Genomic DNA, 26,310 nt, shown 5'->3' with positions numbered 1-26,310 from the left:
CTCCTATTACCTAATCCTATCTAGAAATACCAACATCCAAAACAAACTCCAACCACCCAACATAGATGACTCCAACCTCTTATCATAATTCTCCATCCTTCCATATCTCTATCCCAACCTAATCCCCTTCCATTTCAAACCCAAACAACCCACTCTCCCTCCATCAAACATCCCAACACACCCTCCAACAATCCCTACTACAACCCTATACTCATCCATCCTCCTATTAAACATCTACAACAACATCCAACCTCCTTCTAACCCTCTCAACAAACACTCAACCTCCGAACTACCCATCATTAAACTCAATTAACCTACCCGATATACAATAGACATAACCAAACATCAAGAAGTCAACACCGTAACATCCGAACTCTAAACAACCCCTTTCTAACAACATCCACAACATTTCACCACCATCCCCAACAAACCAAAGATAAACAACACGAAACCCATGCCAACTACCTCCATGATAGTGAACAAAAACCTCATCAACCGAACCCAATCAACCTCCAAACAACTAATTATCTCAACAAAATGAACAAAATATAACCAAACAACCCACCATCATAAGTCCCATCCCAAACACCAAATAATCCAACAAACATCTACATCTCCCAACAAATATCCAAAGATATCCTCCCAAATCCCCAACCTCAACAAACTTACACCAATTACTTCCCGATTAACCCCACCCCAACAAAGTGATCCCTATTACCATAAAACAACACCAACACCCATGAACAATTAACCCAATCCATCCCCCTACCCCAACATCTAACATCCTATATTTCATCCCCATACTTCTCTTAACCAAATCATAACAACTCCATCACACAATCCCCATTAACCCCGATATTAACAACCATCCCCCGTTAGCATAGACCTTTCCCATACATCACAACACATACCAACCACAACATAAAAATGACAAAACAAACCAACCTCACTACTGATCTCAAGTCATTAATCCTCAAACATTTAGACTCCGGAAGTCTAGAACTCATAAGCTTAATTAACTCAACCAAAACCATCCTAACATCATGGATAGAAAAACTAAATAAACTAACATGTTCAAGGTTCGGAAACAACCACCTCACTAAGAGATTAAACCTAATCCTAGCCCTCATCTGAGGCCTCTGTTGTACACTATTAACTTGATATTGACTATTCCATGTTTAATCAAAAACAACAACAACCATAAACACATCGAAATCTCATAGTCCAAAGACCATCATCGATGTTCAACCCCAACCGACCATCATCCCATCCGTCAACCCCCTCATAGCACCCCATCCCTAATAATATACCACAACATCTCTCCGAATCCATCACTATCCTCCCATCAACCAAAACAAACTCATCCCCACCCTATCTGGCTCCTATCAACATAACCAAACGTTGGCTCACAACACCCACACCCCAAACATTCTTGAATAAAACCATCAGTTCAAACCCTCAACCAATTATCTCAACCTCCATTCATGGGACCACATACCCCAACACCATCGATCCCAACCCCTACCAACCTCTACCAACAAGTAAACACAACCTCAAACCTCCATGGCATCGTCCAAATGCCAACGTTCTGACCAACCTCCAACGAACCCAATCGAACCTACATCGATGGACCACCATCGACATCTCAACCGATTCAAGGATCCAATCTCCTCAACCTCCCAACACATCTTAATCCCAACGTCCAACATCCCATCCCTGTTGCCAACGAAAACCCGAAACATCCCGTTTCCAACGTTCCATCCTCAGAAACCGACAACCCAAACCCCGATGATCACCCTCCACGAAGGGTGTAACACCAGATGAGGAACTTGACCTGATGGTCCCATCCGAACTGCCATCGATCTAAACCTTCAACCTCAAACTCCGTCTACCTACCACAACGTTGCCAACGTCCACCTCCGTAGCCAACGTCCGAACCTCAACACTGACCTCTTCTCCTCCAATCTGCTAATCCCAACCTGACTTCGATAAACTGTTAACCAAACCCCAACGTCCACCCTCCAAACGTTGGATCAACCCCCACCTCATCCAACCAACATCGGCATGATCAATGACTCTTAATCGATGGATGTTGTGACAACATTTGGAACCAACACCAACATCCCACCGAACCCCAATCAACAACACCATAGTTATACTGACCGGTTCAAACCTCCAACCAACGGTCGTTGCCAACATCCTAGAGACCATCCTCCGAACATCATAACTTCTCATCGAGCACAAGCGAGATGACCTCCACCAAGCTAAACCAAGCTGAATCCTAACTCATCTCATGACCCCAACAATCTCAAATCTCCCAACCACAACACATGGTTCCAACACAACGATCCCATCCTTGACCCCATTTCATCTACCCGAACCCAACCTTGTTGCTAAACAACCCAGGGTCAAGGATCACCCCCATCTACCATCTGACACCTCCGTGTTGCCAACATCCGTCCGATCCTTCCATCGACTACCCACTTAAACTCGGCTTCCGTCTAAGGAAACGAGTTCAGATCCAACGTCCGATCACCACAAGCCAACACCCACCGACATCATTACAACAACCCATCATCATAACTCCAAACAAAACAAACATGAAAACAACACCGAAGACCACCGTCCCATCCATTATTCAAATTAAAATCCAACCTCCGACCTCCAAACAACACCCAACTAACTCACATAAAACGACCACGAAGATCACCTCGTTGTCCATAACCCATCTCCAACCTAGACGTTGTCCCAACCCACTGCTAACAAACGACCAACCCAAACATTCTAACGAACCTAAATCTTGGCCATCCCCAACCCCCATCCTCTCAACCAATACTGAAAGCCAAACCATCCCGTTCTCACTCCACCCTCTACCCGATTACTCCAACATCTTTCCAACCTTCGAACAAATTACCATCCAACCCCATTACAAGGTTCCATTCGACTGCCGATATACCAACGTTCGATCAAATTCTAAGCAACCCAACCTCCAACCCCATCCTATCAACACTTCTATCCCAAAACGATACCATCTCATGGTTCCTGATCACAAAATTCTAATGGTAACTACTCCTCATAATCCAACCATCACAATATCGAACAAAATCCTCAGAACAACATCTTATGGACTACATCCGATCACGGATTGTATACATCTAAACAAAGTGGTAGCCAACGCCCATGACCTCCTAGATCAAACCTCATAGTTGCCACCCCAATCTCATGTTCAAGCACAACAGCTTGACCCTTCTTCAGACGAATAGCAGACTTAGCATGATGTCCTGTTGTTAGCTGATATCTCACACATACCTCTCCAACACCCATACAACGTTATCCCAACCTCCATCTACCATCGACATCCCCACCAACTCTACAGCACATCCCACATCCATAACTTGACATTTACCTCTACATCATCCTTAATATACTTGGATCTTGTAAAGGTATAACAACCTATACCCGCAATAACAAGATCCATCTGATAACGAAGAGCTTGATCCTGGCTCAGAACGAATGCTGGCGGCAGGCCTAACACATGCAAGTCGAGCGAACAACCACATCAAGGTTGTTAGCGGCAAACGGGTGAGTAACACGTAAGGATCTACCTCGTTCCACAGGACAGTGAAGAGAAATCTTCGGTAATACTGTATGATTCCAAGATTTTGGTAAAGATTTCGATCGGAACAAGATGAACTTGCGGTAGATTAGCTAGTTGGTGAGATAAAAGCCCACCAAGGCCAAGATCTATAGCTGGTCTGGAAGGATGGACAGCCACATTGGGACTGAGACAAGGCCCAACCCTCTAAGGAGGGCAGCAGTGAGGAATATTGGACAATGGGCGAAAGCCTGATCCAGCCATGCCGCATGAGTGACCGAAGGTCCATGTGACTGTAAAACTCTTAAGCCAACGAACTAATGATGATAGCTTGGTGAACAAGCTCCGGCCAACTTCGTGCCAGCAGCCGCGGTAATACGAGGGGAGCGAGTGTTGTTCGGTATTATTGGGCGTAAAGGGTGTTCAGGTTGTTCAATAAGTTGACTCTTAAATCTTGAGGCCCAACCTCATTCATGGGGTCAATACTGTTGACCTAGAGCTTATAAGGGACGAATGGAATTCCAAGTGTAGAGGTGAAATTCGTTGATACTTGGAGGAACACCAGAGGCGAAAGCGATTCGTCATACTAAGCTGACACTGAAGACACGAAAGCATGGGGAGCAAACAGGATTAGATACCCTGGTAGTCCATGCCCTAAACGATGAGTGCTAACAGTCTAGAGCCAACTTGTTGGCCAAATGCAAGGACCTTACGTCCGAGCATCCAACAAAGCTTATCGGTCTCAACATTGTACAGCTAACGCATTAAGCACTCCGCCTGGGTATTACGACCGCAAGGTTAAAACTCAAAGGAATTGACGGAGACCCGCACAAGCGGTGGAGCATGTGGTTTAATTCGAAGCTACACGAAGAACCTTACCAGCCCTTGACATACCATGGCCAACCATCCTGGAAACAGGATGTTGTTCAAGTTAAACCCTTGAAATGCCAGGAACAGGTGCTGCATGGCTGTTGTCAGTTCGTGTCGTGAGATGTATGGTTAAGTCCCAAAACGAACACAACCCTCACCCATAGTTGCCATAAACACAATTGGGTTCTCTATGGGTACTGCTAACGTAAGTTAGAGGAAGGTGAGGACCACAACAAGTCATCATGGCCCTTATGGGCTGGGCCACACACATGCTACAATGGTGGTTACAAAGAGCCGCAACGTTGTGAGGCCGAGCAAATCTCCAAAGACCATCTCAGTCCGGATTGTACTCTGCAACCCGAGTACATGAAGTAGGAATCGCTAGTAATCGTGGATCAGCATGCCACGGTGAATACGTTCTCGGGTCTTGTACACACCGCCCGTCACACCATGGGAGCTTCGCTCCGATCGAAGTCAAGTTACCCTTGACCACATCTTGGCAAGTGACCGAGGTGAAGTCGTAACAAGGTAGCCGTAGGTGAACCTGTGGCTGAAACACAACAAATGAATCGGTCTCTAGTTGAGATCAAAACCAACAACCTCTGACAACCCAACGTTGTTACATCAATGAAACCAACAACTTCTGACAACCCACCGTTGTTACACCAATCGAAGTACCATCCTCTTAATAGAAAGAATAACCCAATGTGGGAGGATTCATCCGACCACGAACCAATATGTTATTGGGACATATAGCATCCGGTGGATGCCTAGGTGTACTCGGAACGAGCTTATGTTGACCAGATGAAACGTAAGCAACATCCCAACGTCATAACCGTTGGACCAACGCCAACACAGAGAACTGAAACATCTTAGTACCTGTAGGAACAGGAATAATATAGATTTCGTTAGTAGCAGCGAGCGAAACCGAACCAGGCCAACACACACAACTTACTTGTAATGTTCATCTGGAATGATGAGCCAACATGGTGACAACCCACCCATTACAACATTTTGTTGTGTCCGAAAGTAAGACGAGCCATGACAAGCTCGTCCGAAGATAGGAGAACCACCTTCTAAGCCTAAACACCGAGTAACAACCGATAGTGAACTAGTACCGTGAGGGAACGGTGAAACAGAACCCGAACAGGGTAGTGAAACAGATCCTGAAACCGGATGCCAACAAGCAGTCGGAGGGTCCAAAGACCTGACGACGTACCTTTTGCATAATGGGTCAACGAGTTACTGTCGCAAGCGAAGCCAACACAACCAGGCGAAGCGAAAGCAAGTCCACAAAGGGCATCAATAAGTTTGCGGCATTAAACCCGAAACCGAGTGATCTAACCATGGACAGATTGAAGGATGATAAACATCATCCGAAGGATCGAACCCGTACGTGTTGCAAAACGTTGGGATGATCTGTGGTTAGGAGTGAAAGACCAATCAAACTCGGAGATAGCTGGTTCTCTGCGAAACCTATGTAGGTAGGTCGTTAGGCCAAGACAGGTAGGGGTAGAGCACTAGATAAGAGTAACCAAGTTCTGATCTCGGCCAATCTTAACTAAACTCCGAATACTACCTGTTATTACCGAACAATCACACCATGAGCTCTAACGTCCATGGTGGAGAGGGTAACAACCCAGACCCCGGATCGAGGTCCTTAAATCCATGTTAAGTGAGAAAGGTTAACAACGTCCGATGCCGGTTAGGATGTAGACTCAGAAGCGGCCATCATCTAAGGAAAGCGTAACAGCTCACTAACCTCCAACGTTGTGGCCGAAAATGTAACGGGACTAAACATGGTACCGAAGTCAGGGGCATTGCATCAGCAATGCGGTAGCAGAGCATTCTGCATGGCATGGAAGGTTGGTCGTGAGGCCAACTGGAGCCTCCAGAAGCGAGAATGTTGACATGAGTAACGATAATTGAAAGCAAGAACCTTTCACGCCGAAAGGTTAAGGTTTCCTGTTTGAAGTCGATCTGAACAGGGTTAGCCGGTCCCTAAGGTAAAGCGCAAGCGCATAGCCGATGGCAACTACGTTAATATTCGTAGGCCAATTCTGGATGACCTGTCATTATGTTGAAGGGAAACGATTGGATTAAACCCCTTTCAGCCGATCTGACAGCAAGAAAAAATCCAGATGATTGACCGTACCTCAAACCGACACTGGTAACCAGGTAGAGTATACCAAGGCGTCAGAGATAACTATGTTGAAGGAACTCGGCAAATTGTATGTGTAACTTCGGAACAAACATAACCCGTTGCCATAACCAATGGGTGTAACTGAAATGGGGAAGGCGACTGTTTACCAAAAACACAGGACTCTGCCAAATCGTAAGATGACGTATAGAGTCTGACGCCTGCCCGGTGCTGACAAGCAAAATCCCAAGTATGTCCAACCAACATGCCAAAGTATAAGCTCCAGTAAACGGCGGCCGTAACTATAACGGTCCAAAGGTAGCGAAACCCCTTGTCGGGTAAGTTCCGACCAGCATGAATGGCGTAACGACCTTCCCGCTGTCTCCAACATAGACTCAGTGAAATTGAAATCCTCGTGAAGATGCGAGGTACTTACGGCAAGACGGAAAGACCCCGTGCACCTTTACTGCAACCTTGTATTGCCAATGGCACGTTGTATGTGTAGAGTAAATGGCTGGCGATGACCCTCCTGCCCAAGCAGGAGTCGAGCCATCAATGAAACACCATTCGAACAACATCCCATGGCTATACTTCAGCCTTGCCAACCAAGGTGAAGGACATTGCAAGGCGGGTAGTTTGACTGGGACGGTCACCTCCCAAAAAGTAACAGAGGTGTGCACAAGGTAGGCTCATGACGGTTGGAAATCGTCAGTAGAGTACAATGGCATATGCCTGCCGAAGACTGCGAGACAGACATGTCAAGCAGAGACGAAAGTCGGTCATAGTGATCCAACAGAACCGTGTGGAAGGACTGTTGCCAACGGATAAAAGGTACGCCGGGGATAACAGGCTAATAGCTCCCAAGAGTTCTTATCGACGGAGCTGCTTGGCACCTCGATGTCGACTCATCGCATCCTGGGGCTGAACAAGGTCCCAAGGGTATGGCTGTTCGCCATTTAAAGCGGTACGTGAGTTGGGTTCAGAACGTCGCAAGACAGTTCGGTCCCTATCTGCCGTAAGTCCAAGGGTATTGACAAGACCTGTCTCCAGTACGAGAGGACCGAGATGGACATACCTCTGGTCTCCCTGTTGTCGTTGCCAACCGGCATAGCAGGATAGCTAAGTATGGAACAGATAACAGCTGAATGCATCTAAGCCGGAAGCTGACTTGAAGACCGATACCCTATTAAGCACCGTGACAGACCATCACGTCGATAGATCAAGTGTGTAAGTGCGGCAACGCACTCAGCTAATTGATACTAACCGTTCGAAACCAACCAAACATATTAAACTAATATACTTAACCGCCAAGGCCAACCAAGATCATCGGCCAACACCAAGGTAACTAACCCCGATGGTCTCTACTTGTAGGCCGCATGGCGGTTCCAACAACATTGGCTCCAAGCCAATCTCCCAAGTCTACCCCAGCGAGCAAATGCGAGCCCAACCTCTCATGACATCGCTCGCATGCCAGCGAGCTGGTAACCTCCAACCCAATGGCAACCTAACAACCTCCGAACCACCAACCTCTAGCCGATACAAGCTGTCCATGTTCCAATCGGAAACATCAATGCCCCCTCCAGGGCCCCAACGTCCAACATCCCATCCCTGTTGCCAACGAAAACCCGAAACATCCCGTTTCCAACGTTCCATCCTCAGAAACCGACAACCCAAACCCCGATGATCACCCTCCACGAAGGGTGTAACACCAGATGAGGAACTTGACCTGATGGTCCCATCCGAACTGCCATCGATCTAAACCTTCAACCTCAAACTCCGTCTACCTACCACAACGTTGCCAACGTCCACCTCCGTAGCCAACGTCCGAACCTCAACACTGACCTCTTCTCCTCCAATCTGCTAATCCCAACCTGACTTCGATAAACTGTTAACCAAACCCCAACGTCCACCCTCCAAACGTTGGATCAACCCCCACCTCATCCAACCAACATCGGCATGATCAATGACTCTTAATCGATGGATGTTGTGACAACATTTGGAACCAACACCAACATCCCACCGAACCCCAATCAACAACACCATAGTTATACTGACCGGTTCAAACCTCCAACCAACGGTCGTTGCCAACATCCTAGAGACCATCCTCCGAACATCATAACTTCTCATCGAGCACAAGCGAGATGACCTCCACCAAGCTAAACCAAGCTGAATCCTAACTCATCTCATGACCCCAACAATCTCAAATCTCCCAACCACAACACATGGTTCCAACACAACGATCCCATCCTTGACCCCATTTCATCTACCCGAACCCAACCTTGTTGCTAAACAACCCAGGGTCAAGGATCACCCCCATCTACCATCTGACACCTCCGTGTTGCCAACATCCGTCCGATCCTTCCATCGACTACCCACTTAAACTCGGCTTCCGTCTAAGGAAACGAGTTCAGATCCAACGTCCGATCACCACAAGCCAACACCCACCGACATCATTACAACAACCCATCATCATAACTCCAAACAAAACAAACATGAAAACAACACCGAAGACCACCGTCCCATCCATTATTCAAATTAAAATCCAACCTCCGACCTCCAAACAACACCCAACTAACTCACATAAAACGACCACGAAGATCACCTCGTTGTCCATAACCCATCTCCAACCTAGACGTTGTCCCAACCCACTGCTAACAAACGACCAACCCAAACATTCTAACGAACCTAAATCTTGGCCATCCCCAACCCCCATCCTCTCAACCAATACTGAAAGCCAAACCATCCCGTTCTCACTCCACCCTCTACCCGATTACTCCAACATCTTTCCAACCTTCGAACAAATTACCATCCAACCCCATTACAAGGTTCCATTCGACTGCCGATATACCAACGTTCGATCAAATTCTAAGCAACCCAACCTCCAACCCCATCCTATCAACACTTCTATCCCAAAACGATACCATCTCATGGTTCCTGATCACAAAATTCTAATGGTAACTACTCCTCATAATCCAACCATCACAATATCGAACAAAATCCTCAGAACAACATCTTATGGACTACATCCGATCACGGATTGTATACATCTAAACAAAGTGGTAGCCAACGCCCATGACCTCCTAGATCAAACCTCATAGTTGCCACCCCAATCTCATGTTCAAGCACAACAGCTTGACCCTTCTTCAGACGAATAGCAGACTTAGCATGATGTCCTGTTGTTAGCTGATATCTCACACATACCTCTCCAACACCCATACAACGTTATCCCAACCTCCATCTACCATCGACATCCCCACCAACTCTACAGCACATCCCACATCCATAACTTGACATTTACCTCTACATCATCCTTAATATACTTGGATCTTGTAAAGGTATAACAACCTATACCCGCAATAACAAGATCCATCTGATAACGAAGAGCTTGATCCTGGCTCAGAACGAATGCTGGCGGCAGGCCTAACACATGCAAGTCGAGCGAACAACCACATCAAGGTTGTTAGCGGCAAACGGGTGAGTAACACGTAAGGATCTACCTCGTTCCACAGGACAGTGAAGAGAAATCTTCGGTAATACTGTATGATTCCAAGATTTTGGTAAAGATTTCGATCGGAACAAGATGAACTTGCGGTAGATTAGCTAGTTGGTGAGATAAAAGCCCACCAAGGCCAAGATCTATAGCTGGTCTGGAAGGATGGACAGCCACATTGGGACTGAGACAAGGCCCAACCCTCTAAGGAGGGCAGCAGTGAGGAATATTGGACAATGGGCGAAAGCCTGATCCAGCCATGCCGCATGAGTGACCGAAGGTCCATGTGACTGTAAAACTCTTAAGCCAACGAACTAATGATGATAGCTTGGTGAACAAGCTCCGGCCAACTTCGTGCCAGCAGCCGCGGTAATACGAGGGGAGCGAGTGTTGTTCGGTATTATTGGGCGTAAAGGGTGTTCAGGTTGTTCAATAAGTTGACTCTTAAATCTTGAGGCCCAACCTCATTCATGGGGTCAATACTGTTGACCTAGAGCTTATAAGGGACGAATGGAATTCCAAGTGTAGAGGTGAAATTCGTTGATACTTGGAGGAACACCAGAGGCGAAAGCGATTCGTCATACTAAGCTGACACTGAAGACACGAAAGCATGGGGAGCAAACAGGATTAGATACCCTGGTAGTCCATGCCCTAAACGATGAGTGCTAACAGTCTAGAGCCAACTTGTTGGCCAAATGCAAGGACCTTACGTCCGAGCATCCAACAAAGCTTATCGGTCTCAACATTGTACAGCTAACGCATTAAGCACTCCGCCTGGGTATTACGACCGCAAGGTTAAAACTCAAAGGAATTGACGGAGACCCGCACAAGCGGTGGAGCATGTGGTTTAATTCGAAGCTACACGAAGAACCTTACCAGCCCTTGACATACCATGGCCAACCATCCTGGAAACAGGATGTTGTTCAAGTTAAACCCTTGAAATGCCAGGAACAGGTGCTGCATGGCTGTTGTCAGTTCGTGTCGTGAGATGTATGGTTAAGTCCCAAAACGAACACAACCCTCACCCATAGTTGCCATAAACACAATTGGGTTCTCTATGGGTACTGCTAACGTAAGTTAGAGGAAGGTGAGGACCACAACAAGTCATCATGGCCCTTATGGGCTGGGCCACACACATGCTACAATGGTGGTTACAAAGAGCCGCAACGTTGTGAGGCCGAGCAAATCTCCAAAGACCATCTCAGTCCGGATTGTACTCTGCAACCCGAGTACATGAAGTAGGAATCGCTAGTAATCGTGGATCAGCATGCCACGGTGAATACGTTCTCGGGTCTTGTACACACCGCCCGTCACACCATGGGAGCTTCGCTCCGATCGAAGTCAAGTTACCCTTGACCACATCTTGGCAAGTGACCGAGGTGAAGTCGTAACAAGGTAGCCGTAGGTGAACCTGTGGCTGAAACACAACAAATGAATCGGTCTCTAGTTGAGATCAAAACCAACAACCTCTGACAACCCAACGTTGTTACATCAATGAAACCAACAACTTCTGACAACCCACCGTTGTTACACCAATCGAAGTACCATCCTCTTAATAGAAAGAATAACCCAATGTGGGAGGATTCATCCGACCACGAACCAATATGTTATTGGGACATATAGCATCCGGTGGATGCCTAGGTGTACTCGGAACGAGCTTATGTTGACCAGATGAAACGTAAGCAACATCCCAACGTCATAACCGTTGGACCAACGCCAACACAGAGAACTGAAACATCTTAGTACCTGTAGGAACAGGAATAATATAGATTTCGTTAGTAGCAGCGAGCGAAACCGAACCAGGCCAACACACACAACTTACTTGTAATGTTCATCTGGAATGATGAGCCAACATGGTGACAACCCACCCATTACAACATTTTGTTGTGTCCGAAAGTAAGACGAGCCATGACAAGCTCGTCCGAAGATAGGAGAACCACCTTCTAAGCCTAAACACCGAGTAACAACCGATAGTGAACTAGTACCGTGAGGGAACGGTGAAACAGAACCCGAACAGGGTAGTGAAACAGATCCTGAAACCGGATGCCAACAAGCAGTCGGAGGGTCCAAAGACCTGACGACGTACCTTTTGCATAATGGGTCAACGAGTTACTGTCGCAAGCGAAGCCAACACAACCAGGCGAAGCGAAAGCAAGTCCACAAAGGGCATCAATAAGTTTGCGGCATTAAACCCGAAACCGAGTGATCTAACCATGGACAGATTGAAGGATGATAAACATCATCCGAAGGATCGAACCCGTACGTGTTGCAAAACGTTGGGATGATCTGTGGTTAGGAGTGAAAGACCAATCAAACTCGGAGATAGCTGGTTCTCTGCGAAACCTATGTAGGTAGGTCGTTAGGCCAAGACAGGTAGGGGTAGAGCACTAGATAAGAGTAACCAAGTTCTGATCTCGGCCAATCTTAACTAAACTCCGAATACTACCTGTTATTACCGAACAATCACACCATGAGCTCTAACGTCCATGGTGGAGAGGGTAACAACCCAGACCCCGGATCGAGGTCCTTAAATCCATGTTAAGTGAGAAAGGTTAACAACGTCCGATGCCGGTTAGGATGTAGACTCAGAAGCGGCCATCATCTAAGGAAAGCGTAACAGCTCACTAACCTCCAACGTTGTGGCCGAAAATGTAACGGGACTAAACATGGTACCGAAGTCAGGGGCATTGCATCAGCAATGCGGTAGCAGAGCATTCTGCATGGCATGGAAGGTTGGTCGTGAGGCCAACTGGAGCCTCCAGAAGCGAGAATGTTGACATGAGTAACGATAATTGAAAGCAAGAACCTTTCACGCCGAAAGGTTAAGGTTTCCTGTTTGAAGTCGATCTGAACAGGGTTAGCCGGTCCCTAAGGTAAAGCGCAAGCGCATAGCCGATGGCAACTACGTTAATATTCGTAGGCCAATTCTGGATGACCTGTCATTATGTTGAAGGGAAACGATTGGATTAAACCCCTTTCAGCCGATCTGACAGCAAGAAAAAATCCAGATGATTGACCGTACCTCAAACCGACACTGGTAACCAGGTAGAGTATACCAAGGCGTCAGAGATAACTATGTTGAAGGAACTCGGCAAATTGTATGTGTAACTTCGGAACAAACATAACCCGTTGCCATAACCAATGGGTGTAACTGAAATGGGGAAGGCGACTGTTTACCAAAAACACAGGACTCTGCCAAATCGTAAGATGACGTATAGAGTCTGACGCCTGCCCGGTGCTGACAAGCAAAATCCCAAGTATGTCCAACCAACATGCCAAAGTATAAGCTCCAGTAAACGGCGGCCGTAACTATAACGGTCCAAAGGTAGCGAAACCCCTTGTCGGGTAAGTTCCGACCAGCATGAATGGCGTAACGACCTTCCCGCTGTCTCCAACATAGACTCAGTGAAATTGAAATCCTCGTGAAGATGCGAGGTACTTACGGCAAGACGGAAAGACCCCGTGCACCTTTACTGCAACCTTGTATTGCCAATGGCACGTTGTATGTGTAGAGTAAATGGCTGGCGATGACCCTCCTGCCCAAGCAGGAGTCGAGCCATCAATGAAACACCATTCGAACAACATCCCATGGCTATACTTCAGCCTTGCCAACCAAGGTGAAGGACATTGCAAGGCGGGTAGTTTGACTGGGACGGTCACCTCCCAAAAAGTAACAGAGGTGTGCACAAGGTAGGCTCATGACGGTTGGAAATCGTCAGTAGAGTACAATGGCATATGCCTGCCGAAGACTGCGAGACAGACATGTCAAGCAGAGACGAAAGTCGGTCATAGTGATCCAACAGAACCGTGTGGAAGGACTGTTGCCAACGGATAAAAGGTACGCCGGGGATAACAGGCTAATAGCTCCCAAGAGTTCTTATCGACGGAGCTGCTTGGCACCTCGATGTCGACTCATCGCATCCTGGGGCTGAACAAGGTCCCAAGGGTATGGCTGTTCGCCATTTAAAGCGGTACGTGAGTTGGGTTCAGAACGTCGCAAGACAGTTCGGTCCCTATCTGCCGTAAGTCCAAGGGTATTGACAAGACCTGTCTCCAGTACGAGAGGACCGAGATGGACATACCTCTGGTCTCCCTGTTGTCGTTGCCAACCGGCATAGCAGGATAGCTAAGTATGGAACAGATAACAGCTGAATGCATCTAAGCCGGAAGCTGACTTGAAGACCGATACCCTATTAAGCACCGTGACAGACCATCACGTCGATAGATCAAGTGTGTAAGTGCGGCAACGCACTCAGCTAATTGATACTAACCGTTCGAAACCAACCAAACATATTAAACTAATATACTTAACCGCCAAGGCCAACCAAGATCATCGGCCAACACCAAGGTAACTAACCCCGATGGTCTCTACTTGTAGGCCGCATGGCGGTTCCAACAACATTGGCTCCAAGCCAATCTCCCAAGTCTACCCCAGCGAGCAAATGCGAGCCCAACCTCTCATGACATCGCTCGCATGCCAGCGAGCTGGTAACCTCCAACCCAATGGCAACCTAACAACCTCCGAACCACCAACCTCTAGCCGATACAAGCTGTCCATGTTCCAATCGGAAACATCAATGCCCCCTCCAGGGCCCCAACGTCCAACATTTGATATCAAAACTCCAACCCAACACCCATCTAACATCTTTAATCCCACCAATACCCCTGCTTATCTCAACACCTAAGCAAACCTATCCTTCACTATTCCTCTTACAACCTGTTCCAAACCAAATAACACCCATCAAACACGATCCTCCATCCAGATCTACTATCTGTTATACTTCTAACCTCCACCAAACACAACCACTATCTTGTTTAAGACTAAACCAACCGACAACAACCACTTTTCTCCATCTTCCCGATGCCCCAACCTCCCGGCATCAACAAAACATTCAATGCCAACATCGTGCAATTCCAAACAATTACCTAACCAAACAACCATGAATACCACCAACCAACAAACAAACAAAAACAAGCAAACAGGAATAAAACATCAAACCATCTCGGTTCTGAAATATCTAATGGGAATAAACCTAAAACAATTCATAATTGATGGAGTGAATTACCAAATCGATGAATGTTATGCACTAATAGGTCCATGAATTATAAAAGCTCAAATGCCATCCTGACAACATCCACATGCAACAACCCTATGTCTTTCAGAATTAGGAAGAGAAAAACCTTCAGAGATAATACTTAACCATTCACCATGCTTAGAATTCGACGAAACACCTCCATGTTGTTATTCTCTAATAAATTCCTGTTCAAACATCCTCATGGTTGGTCACATCCATCCAAGCTTCGAGACTGTAAAGTTCCTCAGAACATTCGTCAGTGTCGGTTGAATGGAATCAAGACCAATGTTGTCAATACCCTACAACAACAACCTCCGACCATCTATTAAACCTATAGGATCAAACTCTAACCAAAAAATCATAACATGAACACCGAAATCCACATCACAAACCTCCAAAACAATCAAAGATCTAACCATCATCAAACCCGATACAACAAAATTAACAATCGGATTTAACAAACTCATGCTAACAAACCTTGGTTTTAACATCAAAACAACCGTCCACAACTTAAGTCCACTCGAATGTCCCATAGCCAAACACCTAATCAAAAGACTACATTTACCCCCATCAAGCAAAGCAATAATGAACAAAATAAACTTCGTATTCCTACCAGATAAAAACCAACTCCTCTTCGAAATCAATCTCATTTGACCTCTCCAACCTAACACTCTCAACATCCTCATGTATTTGTTAAACAAAACAACTTCAAACTTAATACTTAATAGAGACCACTACATCAACAAATACCTAAGCAACCTAAACAAAACGATCTACTTAACTTGTGATCCGAAACACCACAACCTTTGACCCAAACAACCCAACAACCAACCAATAAAACTATTAAAACCACCCCAATCCAAACAAAACCAACAACCCAAATCTCCTAAATCATACTAGCTAACATATTAACACATATCTATTCATTTCAATGAAATCCCCAACCACATCCATTCAAACACATATTCATAAAATTAATAACAACCCCCATCCAACCATCCATATCCTACCCACACCCATATCTCCATATCAACCAACTTAACATCCATCTCGATCACAACACACACATCCCACTCCAAACAACACATTTATCCAATCGAATAACTCTCCACCACTCATATCTCTATCTCCTTTCATCCAACCACATCAACTCTCCTCATCAAACACATGCCACCCCACATCCCAACAACTAGCTTATAAACTAATACTTAAATAAACCCCATCCAAACAACCAAACCCACATACAACCCCATAAAACCCAATCTCCAACCAACCTCCACCCTCATAACAACTTCAACGATTCATACCACACGTTAGTGACTCATCCCACACCATCACAACAACAAGATCCTTATCTGTATCTTCGGTATCGAAACCATCAAACAAGTACATCGATGAACCTTAAAACCCACACATCTGAAACAACGATCCCTACCCGATATCACAAACCCCAATTAACACCTACCCAAACAAAATAACAACCTCCACTCCCAACCCCACCAACTGGTTAAGACCACCCCAACAACCACACATCCCAGATCCAGTAACACCAAACTAACAAGTTATTCCCATGGTTTCATGACCGAACCAAACATCCCAAGACATTAACCCAAACATGGATTAAATAACCAACCAAGATATCATCAAATAGTAGTCCCCGAAACTACTAATCACTATGATCTTTAAGATCTAAACCATCCTCCCAATCGATAACACTAAACCAACACCCAAGACAACCAATTCCAAAACTGAAACCAATCCAACCACCAAAACACTTCAGTATAAACCAAAATCAACTCAACCTCTTCATCTAATAAGCTTAACATAATTCAAGTATTAAACAAAACACCACATGTTCAATAGATTAACATCAAATCCCAACCAACCCATCTCTATCCAATACCATACCCCAAACAAACAAACCAACAAAAACAACATCCAAACGTTTTACCCACAATATACTAAACCAATTCTTAACAACATCCTAACTTCCGAATACATCAAAGACTTGACCAAACCAACATGAACTCTAATATCTATAACAAATATTTCGAACTCATATCGATAACATCAGAGTGATAGCAACATCAACATCCAACCACCTAACCTCTCTCTAAGAATTAAACACAAACCCAACAGTAGTCTTAATACAATCAATCAAAACTCTAGACCTTATACCCATGAATTACCAGAACAAAACTAAACCAACCTGAACGTTGGAATTCAACAACAAAAACATACCACAAATAACCAACATATTCAAGCAATTAACAAGAAAACCCCAACCACAACAACATCTTTAATAATTCACCTCAACCTTATCAAAGAAATCCAAACCGAACAACAATCCCCGATATTAAACCCAACATACCTGAAACCATCAATCAAATATTAAACAATAACATTAACAACACCCACCAATCCCCTTACAACTTCAACCAACTACTTTTACCACAAGAAACAGATATAAGATACCATGTTGTCATCGGATGTTGACATGTTACTAACCAATAACAACAAATACACCTACATAAACTACCAACATTCCTATAGTTGTAGTCAATCAACTAAACGTTGGATAAATTCCCACGTAATCAATCGATCGCTAGTCCAAACAACCACTCCTCACATCAATCCATGAACTAACATGTTGTTTATGTTATCACAAGATAATCATCTAACAAACCAACATCCCAACCCCAACACATTAAACAACCCAAGATCCTGATAGTGGTTATAACTTCCTTAGACTTAAAACTTAACAACAAAATCTCCAACAACCTTATCACTTAAAACCTCTCAAGATCCTAACCATTACTACAACGTAGTTGCCGATATAACACATCTAACCAACAAAATCTATATTGAAATTACCATCATGAACCTAAATTCATACATCAAAGCTATTATGCTAATACTAAAACCATCAACCAAACAACATGTAACATTGATGAATGTGTTATACCTGTTGTTACCCATTTATCCAACACCAACCTCCATATATGTTAAACCTATTCAATAAATTATAACATCAGATCCAAACATTCCATAACAAATACTCCATCAATGACTAATAATAAACCCCAACAAACTATTAACACACTCTCCCAATACCAAGCAAGGAACCATTGTCTGACTTCAATGAATATTAACTCCAATTACAAACCAATTATCCCATTACCCATCGCATACCAACGAAAACACTTACAAGCCATTAAATACCTACAACGTTATCCCCATCCACAAAGAAATACAACCACCGAACATCGACCTCCTACCACATACTCCTCAACCGAACTAAAATAAGACATCCAAACCATTAAACATCTATAGACTTCTTCATAGAACCAGAACAATTTGATACTAAAACTTGTACACCTAAATGGTTACTCTTAATCTCCAACCTCCAATTCGTAATTCAAATTAACATACCAAAACCAACACCAACATCCAATGTTATGGGTGTTGTTAAGTCCGAAACACATTATAGAACACGATGTAACTTGTTCAGATGAAGTAGATGAATCGTTACAACCCAGATGTACATCAGAGAATATTTATGATAAGTCTAATCTATAACTCAACAAAACATGAAAGAACCAACAACCAAACGTTGATTAGCCTCTCCATAACTACCCCAACATACTTCAATGAAACTCCCCAACATTTACAACCCTCAATAAAATATACTCGTATATTGGACTACTAATGTACGACCTTAACCAATTAGAGAACCAAGACCACCATATCGAGTTCTAAGTGTAAGTACTCTAACCAAGAAATCAATTAAACCAACATAACACACCATACCTCCAACCGTTCTCCCTTAACATCAAGCCAACAACATTCAACAAAATCTAAACAAATATTATGACCGGATCTTGTTATAACCACCAAGATTCTAACGAACAAATATCAAGCACTAAACCATCCAAGATTTAACCACCAGAACAACATCACTACTAATAAACCCAAACAAACCAATCATCCACACTTATCCAAACCTTGACCCAACATAACTTCCACCCTCTCAACCAACGTTTAGAAGTTCAAACCATCCTGATCTTTCCTCAACCTCTAACTGATTATCCCGACCCTCTTACTTCCTTCGAAGAAACCACCATCAACAACCTCTTAAACCCATTTAACTGTAAACATGCCAACATCCACTCATCCCAAACACTTGACTGAACCGTTGTCCCATCCCGATAACTGATCCCAACCCTTCTCCTCCTCATTGGCATAACATCATCCCAACCCAAGTACTAATCTCCTCCTCCAACTCCATCCATACCTCCTCATAAACTAACAACGATATCAGTAGACACCAAACTGATAGTCCTCTTATCAACAAAAGATCAACATGTCTCTCCCTTATCCGATCTTAAACCAACATCAAAACAACAGATCTTACCACTAGCCAACACTTACCCGATGCATATACCTCACACCCTCCAAACGGGCAAGCCCTCCAGCTTGCTTCCTAACTTCCAAAGCCAAACATCCCAACATCCTGATCATCCATCCCAACCCTCCCCAACCCATGACATACCCCATCCCTGTTGCTTTACATCCTCCCAACATAACCAAAATCTAAACAACAAAACTCCTCATGATACAACATCAAGCGGATGTTGTTAACCCGCCTCTATCAATGATCCTTTAACCTACCCATCTAGAACCTAATCTCATCAAGAATATACATCCAACATTAACCCACAACAAACCAAGAACTAAACAACATCAACATCAATTCCAATCCCAATCCCCGATAGGATCCAAACCCCAACACTAAACCAAACCAATCTAAACAACTACAAGTATTACAAAACAACCACAACAAATCAGTGTTGTTATCTACCCACCATCGGAACAACCAACAAGATAAGTAATCAATCCAACAAATCATTAATTCTACTCTTCAAACAAACTACACGAAACACCTACCTCATCGAAAACCTAACGACAAACTCATACCAATCACCTCCCGATATTCCTAACAACAACAAAACAACAACCTTTTACCACAAAAACATAACCAACAACCACAAACACCCAACCCATCCCCACCATTAACCCCCATCCACCTCCAACATCCCGTTCCCACATCCTTACCCTTAACAATCTCCAAACTATTAACCAATACATTCATCTTCACTTCTAACTCAAACAAAACTACTTCCAACTTAACCCTATCCCAAAACCACCAACATCTTATACCTTATCTTTAATCCCCGTTCCAACCTCCATCGATCCAACCTCATCACTCCCTCCTCCAACCATTACTTCAAAGTACTCAAACCCAATTCATGACAACTTACCCTCTCTTACATCCTAAACCTTTCCAACCTCCTATCTAATTCCTACTCAAAGTGACAACTTCTACCTCTCAACCTCCTCTATCCATAATCACAATCTCCCTTCCTCCATCTATTCCCCTCCCCCAACCTCCAAACTACCCCAATCACCATCCTTCCTCCAAACTACCCAACATCCACCCTCCAAACATCCACCATGTTAAACATCTCAAACATACTATCCAACCTCTACCAATTCCATCTCCCTTCCCAATACCATTTATCATCTGATCCTACTAAACCATTTCTCCCTTACCACATGCATCGAACCTAACGCCCACATCCCCAAACACTAATGCCGAACCCAAACGTCATCGAAGCCAACCTAGTAAAACTATCAAAGACTATGGGTTTCGAATTTATATGCTTACCATTAAACCCAAACAACAAGTTAAGATCTGATCTAACATCTGCGTTAGCAACCATCCCTTCTACTAAAATAAGCACATTGAACTACAAGTACGGACAAGTCTTCCGTTCAGAACAACACATTGATCTCGGTCGAACCAACCAGTTCGAACAATTCGACTTCGATATCATCGGCATCAGATCTCCCAACAGCGAAATGCTCCTACACTTAACCCTTAACTCCTTGTTACCCTATCTCAACCTTGACTTATGTAATCTCGTTATCGGCAACATCAACATATTGAATGGTATCTGTGATTTCTTAGGAATAAACTGTTATCCAACAAAGAAATCTGACATTATCTCTATCCTAGACAAATCTTCAAACCTAAATCCCAACGACCTAAAACAACTCCTAACAAACAATAAACACACCAAAAACAACACTGTCATATGCAACATCAATTTACCCTCCTTCCCCATAACAAACATATTATCAACATTTTGATCCCACAAACCTTCCATCTCCTTCCTCAACACGATTTACACCAACCTAACCCAATCCTACCCTGTTTCCATCGGCATCCATGAACTTTTTACCACTACCCTAATATCAACAATAACAGGAATGAAACCAACCTCCCAAACACTTAATCCTCTCCTCGCCAGAGGCCTATCATACTACACTGCCAACATATTCGAACTACAACCAGTCTGTCCCTGTTGTAATCCCAACAACGTGTTCGTTAGAATTGGTAGCTTAATAGCCGGAGGCAGATACGACAACCTCATCAACAACATCCAAGGACCAATTCCAAGCTCTGGCTATTCAATCGGAATATCTAGACTATTAGAATACCGCTACAGCACAAACAAACAATTCAAATCTCCAACAACAAACACAACATGCATTTGTTGATCTCAAACTGACTGTTACAACCCAAAAATTCTAACCAACATCACAAACCTAAGACGATTAGGATTCAGAACCAAACTTCTAGGAAGTACAACGTTCCCAAATGCCATCAAACTAGCAACCAACACTGATATACTAATGTATAGCTGACAGAATGGCTGACTCATCAAGAACATAACAACCCGCCAACATCTACACTCCAAGATAACATCATTCAAACTATGAAAACATACTCTTTCAGATCAATTTTGAACAAAACAACTAACATAAAACCCCAACCCTGATCTCCCAACACCAGAAATGACTAACAACAACAATCGAAACCATCTTCGAACCCAACGACCACAGTATAACATCTTTCTAAACTCACCACGTTATCACAACAAACCTCCAGCCACCCAACCCCAGATCAGACCAATGTCAACCCCAAACATTGTATCCGAATTAACCTCCGTAACATCTCTCCAACTTATCAAGATCGGATCCAACGTTCAAAATCAACAACTTAAAGACATAAAACTACCAAAAGATTCAACAAATCTCTTGAAACCAACAACATCCTTCAAACCTTTCTATCCTGAAACAAATCAGCAAACCCTCTCACTCTTGACCCTTCTGTATTCAATTCCAAATCAATTACAAACTATCAACAAACATTCAAAACATTACACAACCCCAACAAAACCTCAAACAACCTCCATGTTACCAAATCCAAATCAACCACTGACATCGAACCCCTGTTGTCATCTTCAAACATCATCATTGACATAACATCTTCCGGACCAACACCAACCCACCAACCTACTAAACCCATCCCCAACACATTAATACCAATCCAACCCAATCAATTAATAACCACATTTATCAATTCCTAACCTCATCCTCCTCAATACTATACCAAACAACCCAACCAAAACATATCCAACACCCATACAGCAATACCAATCCTCCATCAAACTATCTAAACAAATAACCTCCAAACATTATACCTAACTTCAAAAGCTAAACCGATACATGCCAAACAACCAACCCAACCAACTTCCATCAGTTTGGCCATTCCAAACCTAACAACACCGCATCCCAAACCAACTACCCATCAACCACATTTATCAAACAACATCCTCAATTCACCTCCCACCTCGAATACCCCAAACATCCAACCAATAAATATCAACCATAATCTACATCAACCTCCAATCCTACTTAACACATTCCAACATCCAACCAATAAATATCAACCATAATCTACATCAACCTCCAATCCTACTTAACACATTCCAACATCCAACCAATAAATATCAACCATAATCTACATCAACCTTCAATCCTACTTAACACACCCCAACATCCCCACCTCTAATCAAACACTGCACTACTAATCAACCCAACACACATCCGATCACAACCAACAACCAAACATTAAACCAATTATCTTATACTACATCTCAGTACCAACACACCATCCTATCAACACTACCTTGTTGTTATCAATTCAAATAATCTCAAAACATCATATCTCATACCACATTCCACATCCCAAACAACCTCCAATAACAACAACCACCTATCACAAACCCAACCTATTCTTTCATAAACCATTTAACTACAACCCCAAACATCAACCTCAAACCAACTCATGAACACTTCCCAATTAATCTAAACCCTTCACACCTCCATCTCTATCCATTAACCCCATCAACATCAACAATTAACTACCTCCAAAGACATATCAACCACAATAAACAATTCCAACTAAGTAGACACAAAACATATACCATGGATACATCCAACCAACTTATTCCAATATTAATTCTATCCACAAACATAACACCCAATCAAAGATTTAAACCAACTGCAAACAACACACCATCCTCTATCAATACTAAATCATCAATAAACCCACCTCATTACTCACAACATATACCCAACCTCTTAACCAATCTTATCCTAACTATTATCCTCATTCACGTTTATCAACCAACAACCACAACATCCGATCCTAAATCTCAACCATGTTTTGATCACCGATACTACCAAACGTTCAAGATGTCCAAACATTCTAATTCCCAAACTATACTACAATCCTAATCAATCGAAACATTCTACAACCAATCCATAACAAACACAACCAAACCATAAAACATATTATCTAAGCAAACCATATCACATAACTCATTTCTAATCGATTCTCCTAAAACCAACGACCTGTTGATACCATTCTTCCAACAAAACTGATGATTTTACCATAAACTTAACAAACATGTTACCAATTATCCATCGAAACAAACAGTAGAATTATCAGAACCAACAACAACCTAAGATAAAAACCGAACTTATACTACCCAACAACAAAGTATCACTAAAACTGAAGTTAATAGAAATATTATTCTGGTGTAATTAACAAACTTCGACCTTGCTGGTGTTATTAAACCTTTCAGAACAACCAACCTATCAACAGATTAACTAATTCGATTCTTGATTAACACTGATAGCAAAACCATCAGACCACTCTCTCTGTTTTGTCCAATACTTACAACTATTGGTAACAATAAAACCACAACAAAAAGACTAATCTCTATCAACCTCCTAAGATTAACACCAGCATTAACAACAAACCACAAACTTACATTAACTCCAATAACAGGTGACACCCATTAACAACCTGAAAACCTCAGATTAGAACAAACGTTGTTATTAACAGATTGTAACAATGTTGTATCCCTATCAGTAAACACATTTATCCCCAAAAACATCTACACGTTTACCTTGACGTTGTTAATGACATTGAAGTAAACGATAAATCCTAAACCTCCATGAAACTAAAGATATTTAAACCAAACAACTCAACCTCCAAGGATTTAAAACAACCGTTGATTAATCTGTTACTATCGAATAAACATAACTGATGGCTAACGTTAACCAAACCCACACAAACATTAATACTTCCAAAGTAAACAACCCATCATACTATGTAACAACGATCAATTACACCCAAATTGATTAGACAACTACCAACCCAACCCGAACCAGATGTTTACCCCAACACTAGAACCAACCATCTATACGATTTGTACTAACAACAAGTTCAAACAAAATAGTAACAACACTAATAGATCAAATCGGAAACTAGTTGTTGAAACAAGTATCAATTAATTCTAACACGTTTAACAACACTGATAAACAATCAGGAAAGAGATGAGTATCATAAACCAAACAACAAGATATTTACTAAACGCTATTGATATATCAAAACCAAACCTTTATTCAACTCAACTAATCTGTAACAACAAAATGACCGCTTCCAATCAAGTTAATTATATTAACATCTTCATTGATAAATCAAACTGAATTGAAATCTGACTAAACAAATGGTTTAACGTCTTGACTAATTATCTCCCTAACGATTCAAGAATCGATAACAACATTGGACTTGATACATTGGAAAGTATAACCTACAACCAACGGGATAGTGAACAAATAATCTGTTGGATAACTGACCTCTAATACAAGTATTAATTGATGGAATAACGAACGAAACCAACCTAAACACATTGATTAGTGTAACACTAAAGCTTAAACTTGACCAAACATCAACATATTAATTGGGTATCGGATATAGAAACAACTGAGAACCACTTGATCTAGATGTGTTTATAATCCTCAAGATTTTGTAATGTCCAACAATTAGACCTATAACAAACACGGTAATAATTCAACCAACAAGATGGATATGTCTTAACAAGTTCAAGTATTCATCACCCACATCCATTGTTCCATGTGTACTTCGTTGCTGAAGCTACTTGTTCATTAAAACAACCAATCCAAACACTCCAATATCAAACATTAGTAGACATAACAAACACGAACAAATGACAGACTGATCTGTAACTCCAAGTCATTAGATGGTTATCTAGAACAAATCACATGATCTACAACAAATGGTTATCTCTTCTACGTTGTTAGCAATCCAAGTGAAGTAATAACATGCTAAGAGATCAAGACAAGTCCAATAACCATTGATTCGTGATATACTACTAGTTGTTAAACATCTTAACAATTCCTAATCGATTGAAGAATACCGGCTTAACTGCTATCCCGAATTAAGAACCGATTATATACAACTCTGTCAAATCTACAATTCAATATGTGAACTACATTTGTTAATGTGATATTCCCATTACATGAAGTAATATATACTACTCCAACCTTCAAACAGATTAACAACTTTCAACAAGATCTGTTAATTTAAGTTTAAATATCAACACAACAACGACCAATTACTACATCAGATGCCAACTGAACGTTTAGCCAACATAACATGTCTAGTCACATATCCGTCTCTTATCAACATAAGTCATCACTTAATCCAAACGAATACATCAAATCATCTAACCCATACATTGATCTAATCACTAACACATCACATACGATTTCATATCTCATAACATCCACCAATTATCTCAATCATCTTAAACATTAACACAACAACAAAATCTTAACAAAACTGAATGTTAAATCA

37 protein-coding genes and 4 rRNA genes are annotated in these 26,310 nt (G+C 42.7%); 4 read left to right on the top strand and 37 right to left on the bottom strand.

Annotated features, from left to right (window positions below):
- Positions 1 to 20: 20 nt before the first annotated feature.
- The 10 genes from MAGTDC_RS04735 to MAGTDC_RS02380 form a co-directional block, all read right to left on the bottom strand.
- On the bottom strand, positions 21 to 191 hold the full coding sequence (locus MAGTDC_RS04735; RefSeq protein WP_192573107.1) for a hypothetical protein: 171 nt from the start codon (positions 189 to 191) through the stop codon (positions 21 to 23).
- A gap of 98 nt (positions 192 to 289) precedes the next feature.
- The gene (locus tag MAGTDC_RS04730) at positions 290 to 520 is read right to left on the bottom strand and encodes a hypothetical protein (protein WP_192573106.1); all 231 of its coding nucleotides are present in this window, start codon (positions 518 to 520) and stop codon (positions 290 to 292) included.
- Positions 521 to 685: 165 nt separating this feature from the next.
- A complete protein-coding gene (locus tag MAGTDC_RS02410; RefSeq protein ID WP_278046939.1) occupies positions 686 to 865 on the bottom strand; it encodes a hypothetical protein in 180 nt (59 codons plus the stop codon).
- A gap of 10 nt (positions 866 to 875) precedes the next feature.
- The gene (locus tag MAGTDC_RS02405; RefSeq protein ID WP_146656890.1) at positions 876 to 1,130 is read right to left on the bottom strand and encodes a hypothetical protein; all 255 of its coding nucleotides are present in this window, start codon (positions 1,128 to 1,130) and stop codon (positions 876 to 878) included.
- Positions 1,100 to 1,528 carry a hypothetical protein gene (locus MAGTDC_RS02400; RefSeq protein ID WP_146656889.1) on the bottom strand — a complete coding sequence of 143 codons (429 nt, stop codon included), beginning with the start codon at positions 1,526 to 1,528 and terminating at the stop codon, positions 1,100 to 1,102. The genes MAGTDC_RS02405 and MAGTDC_RS02400 overlap by 31 nt, the downstream gene beginning before the upstream one ends.
- Positions 1,467 to 1,859, bottom strand: coding sequence for a hypothetical protein (locus tag MAGTDC_RS02395; protein WP_146656888.1), 393 nt, complete (start codon positions 1,857 to 1,859; stop codon positions 1,467 to 1,469). The genes MAGTDC_RS02400 and MAGTDC_RS02395 overlap by 62 nt, the downstream gene beginning before the upstream one ends.
- A gap of 109 nt (positions 1,860 to 1,968) precedes the next feature.
- Positions 1,969 to 2,484, bottom strand: coding sequence for a hypothetical protein (locus tag MAGTDC_RS02390; protein WP_146656886.1), 516 nt, complete (start codon positions 2,482 to 2,484; stop codon positions 1,969 to 1,971).
- Positions 2,477 to 2,851, bottom strand: coding sequence for a hypothetical protein (locus MAGTDC_RS02385; RefSeq protein ID WP_146656885.1), 375 nt, complete (start codon positions 2,849 to 2,851; stop codon positions 2,477 to 2,479). The genes MAGTDC_RS02390 and MAGTDC_RS02385 overlap by 8 nt, the downstream gene beginning before the upstream one ends.
- Before the next feature lie 19 nt (positions 2,852 to 2,870).
- Complete coding sequence (locus MAGTDC_RS04725; RefSeq protein WP_192573104.1) at positions 2,871 to 3,032, bottom strand: hypothetical protein; 162 nt, start codon at positions 3,030 to 3,032, stop codon at positions 2,871 to 2,873.
- A 34-nt stretch (positions 3,033 to 3,066) separates the two neighbouring features.
- Positions 3,067 to 3,324, bottom strand: coding sequence for a hypothetical protein (locus MAGTDC_RS02380; protein WP_146656884.1), 258 nt, complete (start codon positions 3,322 to 3,324; stop codon positions 3,067 to 3,069).
- 157 nt (positions 3,325 to 3,481) lie between these two features.
- Here MAGTDC_RS02380 and MAGTDC_RS02375 point away from each other — a divergent pair.
- Together MAGTDC_RS02375 and MAGTDC_RS02365 are read left to right on the top strand one after the other, a co-directional pair.
- Positions 3,482 to 5,031 (top strand): 16S ribosomal RNA (locus MAGTDC_RS02375).
- A gap of 173 nt (positions 5,032 to 5,204) precedes the next feature.
- Positions 5,205 to 7,885, top strand: a 23S ribosomal RNA gene (locus tag MAGTDC_RS02365).
- The 16S and 23S rRNA genes sit together here, the layout of an rRNA operon.
- An 81-nt stretch (positions 7,886 to 7,966) precedes the next feature.
- On the opposite strand, the gene MAGTDC_RS05590 is transcribed toward MAGTDC_RS02365, so the two are convergent.
- The 6 genes from MAGTDC_RS05590 to MAGTDC_RS02345 all read right to left on the bottom strand — a co-directional run bounded on the left by MAGTDC_RS05590 (position 7,967) and on the right by MAGTDC_RS02345 (position 9,821).
- Positions 7,967 to 8,131, bottom strand: a complete 165-nt coding sequence (locus MAGTDC_RS05590) for a hypothetical protein (protein ID WP_278046938.1) — start codon at positions 8,129 to 8,131, stop codon at positions 7,967 to 7,969.
- 3 nt (positions 8,132 to 8,134) lie between these two features.
- Positions 8,135 to 8,356 carry a hypothetical protein gene (locus MAGTDC_RS02360; protein WP_146656887.1) on the bottom strand — a complete coding sequence of 74 codons (222 nt, stop codon included), beginning with the start codon at positions 8,354 to 8,356 and terminating at the stop codon, positions 8,135 to 8,137.
- Between the two features lie 109 nt (positions 8,357 to 8,465).
- A complete protein-coding gene (locus MAGTDC_RS02355; RefSeq protein ID WP_146656886.1) occupies positions 8,466 to 8,981 on the bottom strand; it encodes a hypothetical protein in 516 nt (171 codons plus the stop codon).
- Complete coding sequence (locus tag MAGTDC_RS02350; protein WP_146656885.1) at positions 8,974 to 9,348, bottom strand: hypothetical protein; 375 nt, start codon at positions 9,346 to 9,348, stop codon at positions 8,974 to 8,976. The genes MAGTDC_RS02355 and MAGTDC_RS02350 overlap by 8 nt, the downstream gene beginning before the upstream one ends.
- A gap of 19 nt (positions 9,349 to 9,367) precedes the next feature.
- Complete coding sequence (locus MAGTDC_RS04720) at positions 9,368 to 9,529, bottom strand: hypothetical protein (RefSeq protein ID WP_192573104.1); 162 nt, start codon at positions 9,527 to 9,529, stop codon at positions 9,368 to 9,370.
- A 34-nt stretch (positions 9,530 to 9,563) separates the two neighbouring features.
- On the bottom strand, positions 9,564 to 9,821 hold the full coding sequence (locus tag MAGTDC_RS02345; protein ID WP_146656884.1) for a hypothetical protein: 258 nt from the start codon (positions 9,819 to 9,821) through the stop codon (positions 9,564 to 9,566).
- A 157-nt stretch (positions 9,822 to 9,978) separates the two neighbouring features.
- On the opposite strand from MAGTDC_RS02345, the gene MAGTDC_RS02340 reads away from it, so the two are divergent.
- Both MAGTDC_RS02340 and MAGTDC_RS02330 read left to right on the top strand, forming a co-directional pair.
- Positions 9,979 to 11,528 (top strand): 16S ribosomal RNA (locus MAGTDC_RS02340).
- Between the two features lie 173 nt (positions 11,529 to 11,701).
- Positions 11,702 to 14,382 (top strand): 23S ribosomal RNA (locus MAGTDC_RS02330).
- 81 nt (positions 14,383 to 14,463) lie between these two features.
- Here MAGTDC_RS02330 and MAGTDC_RS05585 read toward each other — a convergent pair.
- The 21 genes from MAGTDC_RS05585 to MAGTDC_RS05565 all read right to left on the bottom strand — a co-directional run bounded on the left by MAGTDC_RS05585 (position 14,464) and on the right by MAGTDC_RS05565 (position 23,355).
- Complete coding sequence (locus tag MAGTDC_RS05585) at positions 14,464 to 14,628, bottom strand: hypothetical protein (protein ID WP_278046938.1); 165 nt, start codon at positions 14,626 to 14,628, stop codon at positions 14,464 to 14,466.
- A gap of 250 nt (positions 14,629 to 14,878) precedes the next feature.
- Positions 14,879 to 15,097: a hypothetical protein gene (locus MAGTDC_RS04715; RefSeq protein WP_192573103.1), complete on the bottom strand. Its 219-nt coding sequence runs from the start codon at positions 15,095 to 15,097 to the stop codon at positions 14,879 to 14,881.
- 194 nt (positions 15,098 to 15,291) lie between these two features.
- Complete coding sequence (locus MAGTDC_RS02325) at positions 15,292 to 15,492, bottom strand: hypothetical protein (protein ID WP_146656882.1); 201 nt, start codon at positions 15,490 to 15,492, stop codon at positions 15,292 to 15,294.
- A complete protein-coding gene (locus MAGTDC_RS02320; RefSeq protein WP_192573102.1) occupies positions 15,470 to 15,850 on the bottom strand; it encodes a hypothetical protein in 381 nt (126 codons plus the stop codon). Before MAGTDC_RS02320 ends, MAGTDC_RS02325 begins: the two co-directional genes overlap by 23 nt.
- 358 nt (positions 15,851 to 16,208) lie before the next feature.
- Positions 16,209 to 16,349, bottom strand: coding sequence for a hypothetical protein (locus MAGTDC_RS04710; RefSeq protein WP_192573101.1), 141 nt, complete (start codon positions 16,347 to 16,349; stop codon positions 16,209 to 16,211).
- A gap of 15 nt (positions 16,350 to 16,364) precedes the next feature.
- Positions 16,365 to 16,562, bottom strand: a complete 198-nt coding sequence (locus MAGTDC_RS02315) for a hypothetical protein (protein ID WP_146656880.1) — start codon at positions 16,560 to 16,562, stop codon at positions 16,365 to 16,367.
- A 274-nt stretch (positions 16,563 to 16,836) separates the two neighbouring features.
- On the bottom strand, positions 16,837 to 16,971 hold the full coding sequence (locus MAGTDC_RS04705; protein ID WP_278046937.1) for a hypothetical protein: 135 nt from the start codon (positions 16,969 to 16,971) through the stop codon (positions 16,837 to 16,839).
- Between the two features lie 853 nt (positions 16,972 to 17,824).
- Entirely contained in the window at positions 17,825 to 17,950 is a 126-nt protein-coding gene (locus MAGTDC_RS05580; protein ID WP_278046936.1) for a hypothetical protein, read from the bottom strand.
- 199 nt (positions 17,951 to 18,149) lie between these two features.
- Positions 18,150 to 18,299, bottom strand: a complete 150-nt coding sequence (locus tag MAGTDC_RS05575) for a hypothetical protein (RefSeq protein WP_278046935.1) — start codon at positions 18,297 to 18,299, stop codon at positions 18,150 to 18,152.
- A gap of 657 nt (positions 18,300 to 18,956) precedes the next feature.
- Positions 18,957 to 19,208 (bottom strand): hypothetical protein, encoded by a 252-nt coding sequence (locus tag MAGTDC_RS02305; RefSeq protein ID WP_192573099.1) that lies wholly within the window; start codon positions 19,206 to 19,208, stop codon positions 18,957 to 18,959.
- Positions 19,209 to 19,255: 47 nt separating this feature from the next.
- Positions 19,256 to 19,432 carry a hypothetical protein gene (locus MAGTDC_RS04700; RefSeq protein WP_192573098.1) on the bottom strand — a complete coding sequence of 59 codons (177 nt, stop codon included), beginning with the start codon at positions 19,430 to 19,432 and terminating at the stop codon, positions 19,256 to 19,258.
- 3 nt (positions 19,433 to 19,435) lie between these two features.
- Complete coding sequence (locus tag MAGTDC_RS04695) at positions 19,436 to 19,594, bottom strand: hypothetical protein (protein WP_192573097.1); 159 nt, start codon at positions 19,592 to 19,594, stop codon at positions 19,436 to 19,438.
- Complete coding sequence (locus tag MAGTDC_RS04690) at positions 19,587 to 19,754, bottom strand: hypothetical protein (RefSeq protein ID WP_192573096.1); 168 nt, start codon at positions 19,752 to 19,754, stop codon at positions 19,587 to 19,589. The genes MAGTDC_RS04695 and MAGTDC_RS04690 overlap by 8 nt, the downstream gene beginning before the upstream one ends.
- Positions 19,755 to 19,881: 127 nt before the next feature.
- Positions 19,882 to 20,079, bottom strand: a complete 198-nt coding sequence (locus MAGTDC_RS02300) for a hypothetical protein (RefSeq protein ID WP_146656877.1) — start codon at positions 20,077 to 20,079, stop codon at positions 19,882 to 19,884.
- 87 nt (positions 20,080 to 20,166) lie between these two features.
- Positions 20,167 to 20,355 (bottom strand): hypothetical protein, encoded by a 189-nt coding sequence (locus MAGTDC_RS02295; RefSeq protein WP_146656876.1) that lies wholly within the window; start codon positions 20,353 to 20,355, stop codon positions 20,167 to 20,169.
- 270 nt (positions 20,356 to 20,625) lie between these two features.
- A complete protein-coding gene (locus tag MAGTDC_RS05570; RefSeq protein WP_278046934.1) occupies positions 20,626 to 20,754 on the bottom strand; it encodes a hypothetical protein in 129 nt (42 codons plus the stop codon).
- 43 nt (positions 20,755 to 20,797) lie between these two features.
- Entirely contained in the window at positions 20,798 to 20,953 is a 156-nt protein-coding gene (locus MAGTDC_RS04685) for a hypothetical protein (protein ID WP_192573095.1), read from the bottom strand.
- Between the two features lie 258 nt (positions 20,954 to 21,211).
- Positions 21,212 to 21,400, bottom strand: a complete 189-nt coding sequence (locus MAGTDC_RS04680; protein WP_192573094.1) for a hypothetical protein — start codon at positions 21,398 to 21,400, stop codon at positions 21,212 to 21,214.
- A 1,034-nt stretch (positions 21,401 to 22,434) separates the two neighbouring features.
- Complete coding sequence (locus tag MAGTDC_RS02285) at positions 22,435 to 22,650, bottom strand: hypothetical protein (RefSeq protein WP_146656874.1); 216 nt, start codon at positions 22,648 to 22,650, stop codon at positions 22,435 to 22,437.
- A 102-nt stretch (positions 22,651 to 22,752) separates the two neighbouring features.
- Entirely contained in the window at positions 22,753 to 23,052 is a 300-nt protein-coding gene (locus MAGTDC_RS02280; RefSeq protein ID WP_192573091.1) for a hypothetical protein, read from the bottom strand.
- 177 nt (positions 23,053 to 23,229) lie between these two features.
- The gene (locus MAGTDC_RS05565; protein ID WP_278046933.1) at positions 23,230 to 23,355 is read right to left on the bottom strand and encodes a hypothetical protein; all 126 of its coding nucleotides are present in this window, start codon (positions 23,353 to 23,355) and stop codon (positions 23,230 to 23,232) included.
- Positions 23,356 to 26,310 lie beyond the last annotated feature (2,955 nt).

This window comes from Candidatus Hodgkinia cicadicola (genome assembly GCF_002774925.1).
The sequence above is the reverse complement of the archived record's forward strand: the minus strand, read 5'-3'. Positions and strand labels throughout refer to the sequence as shown.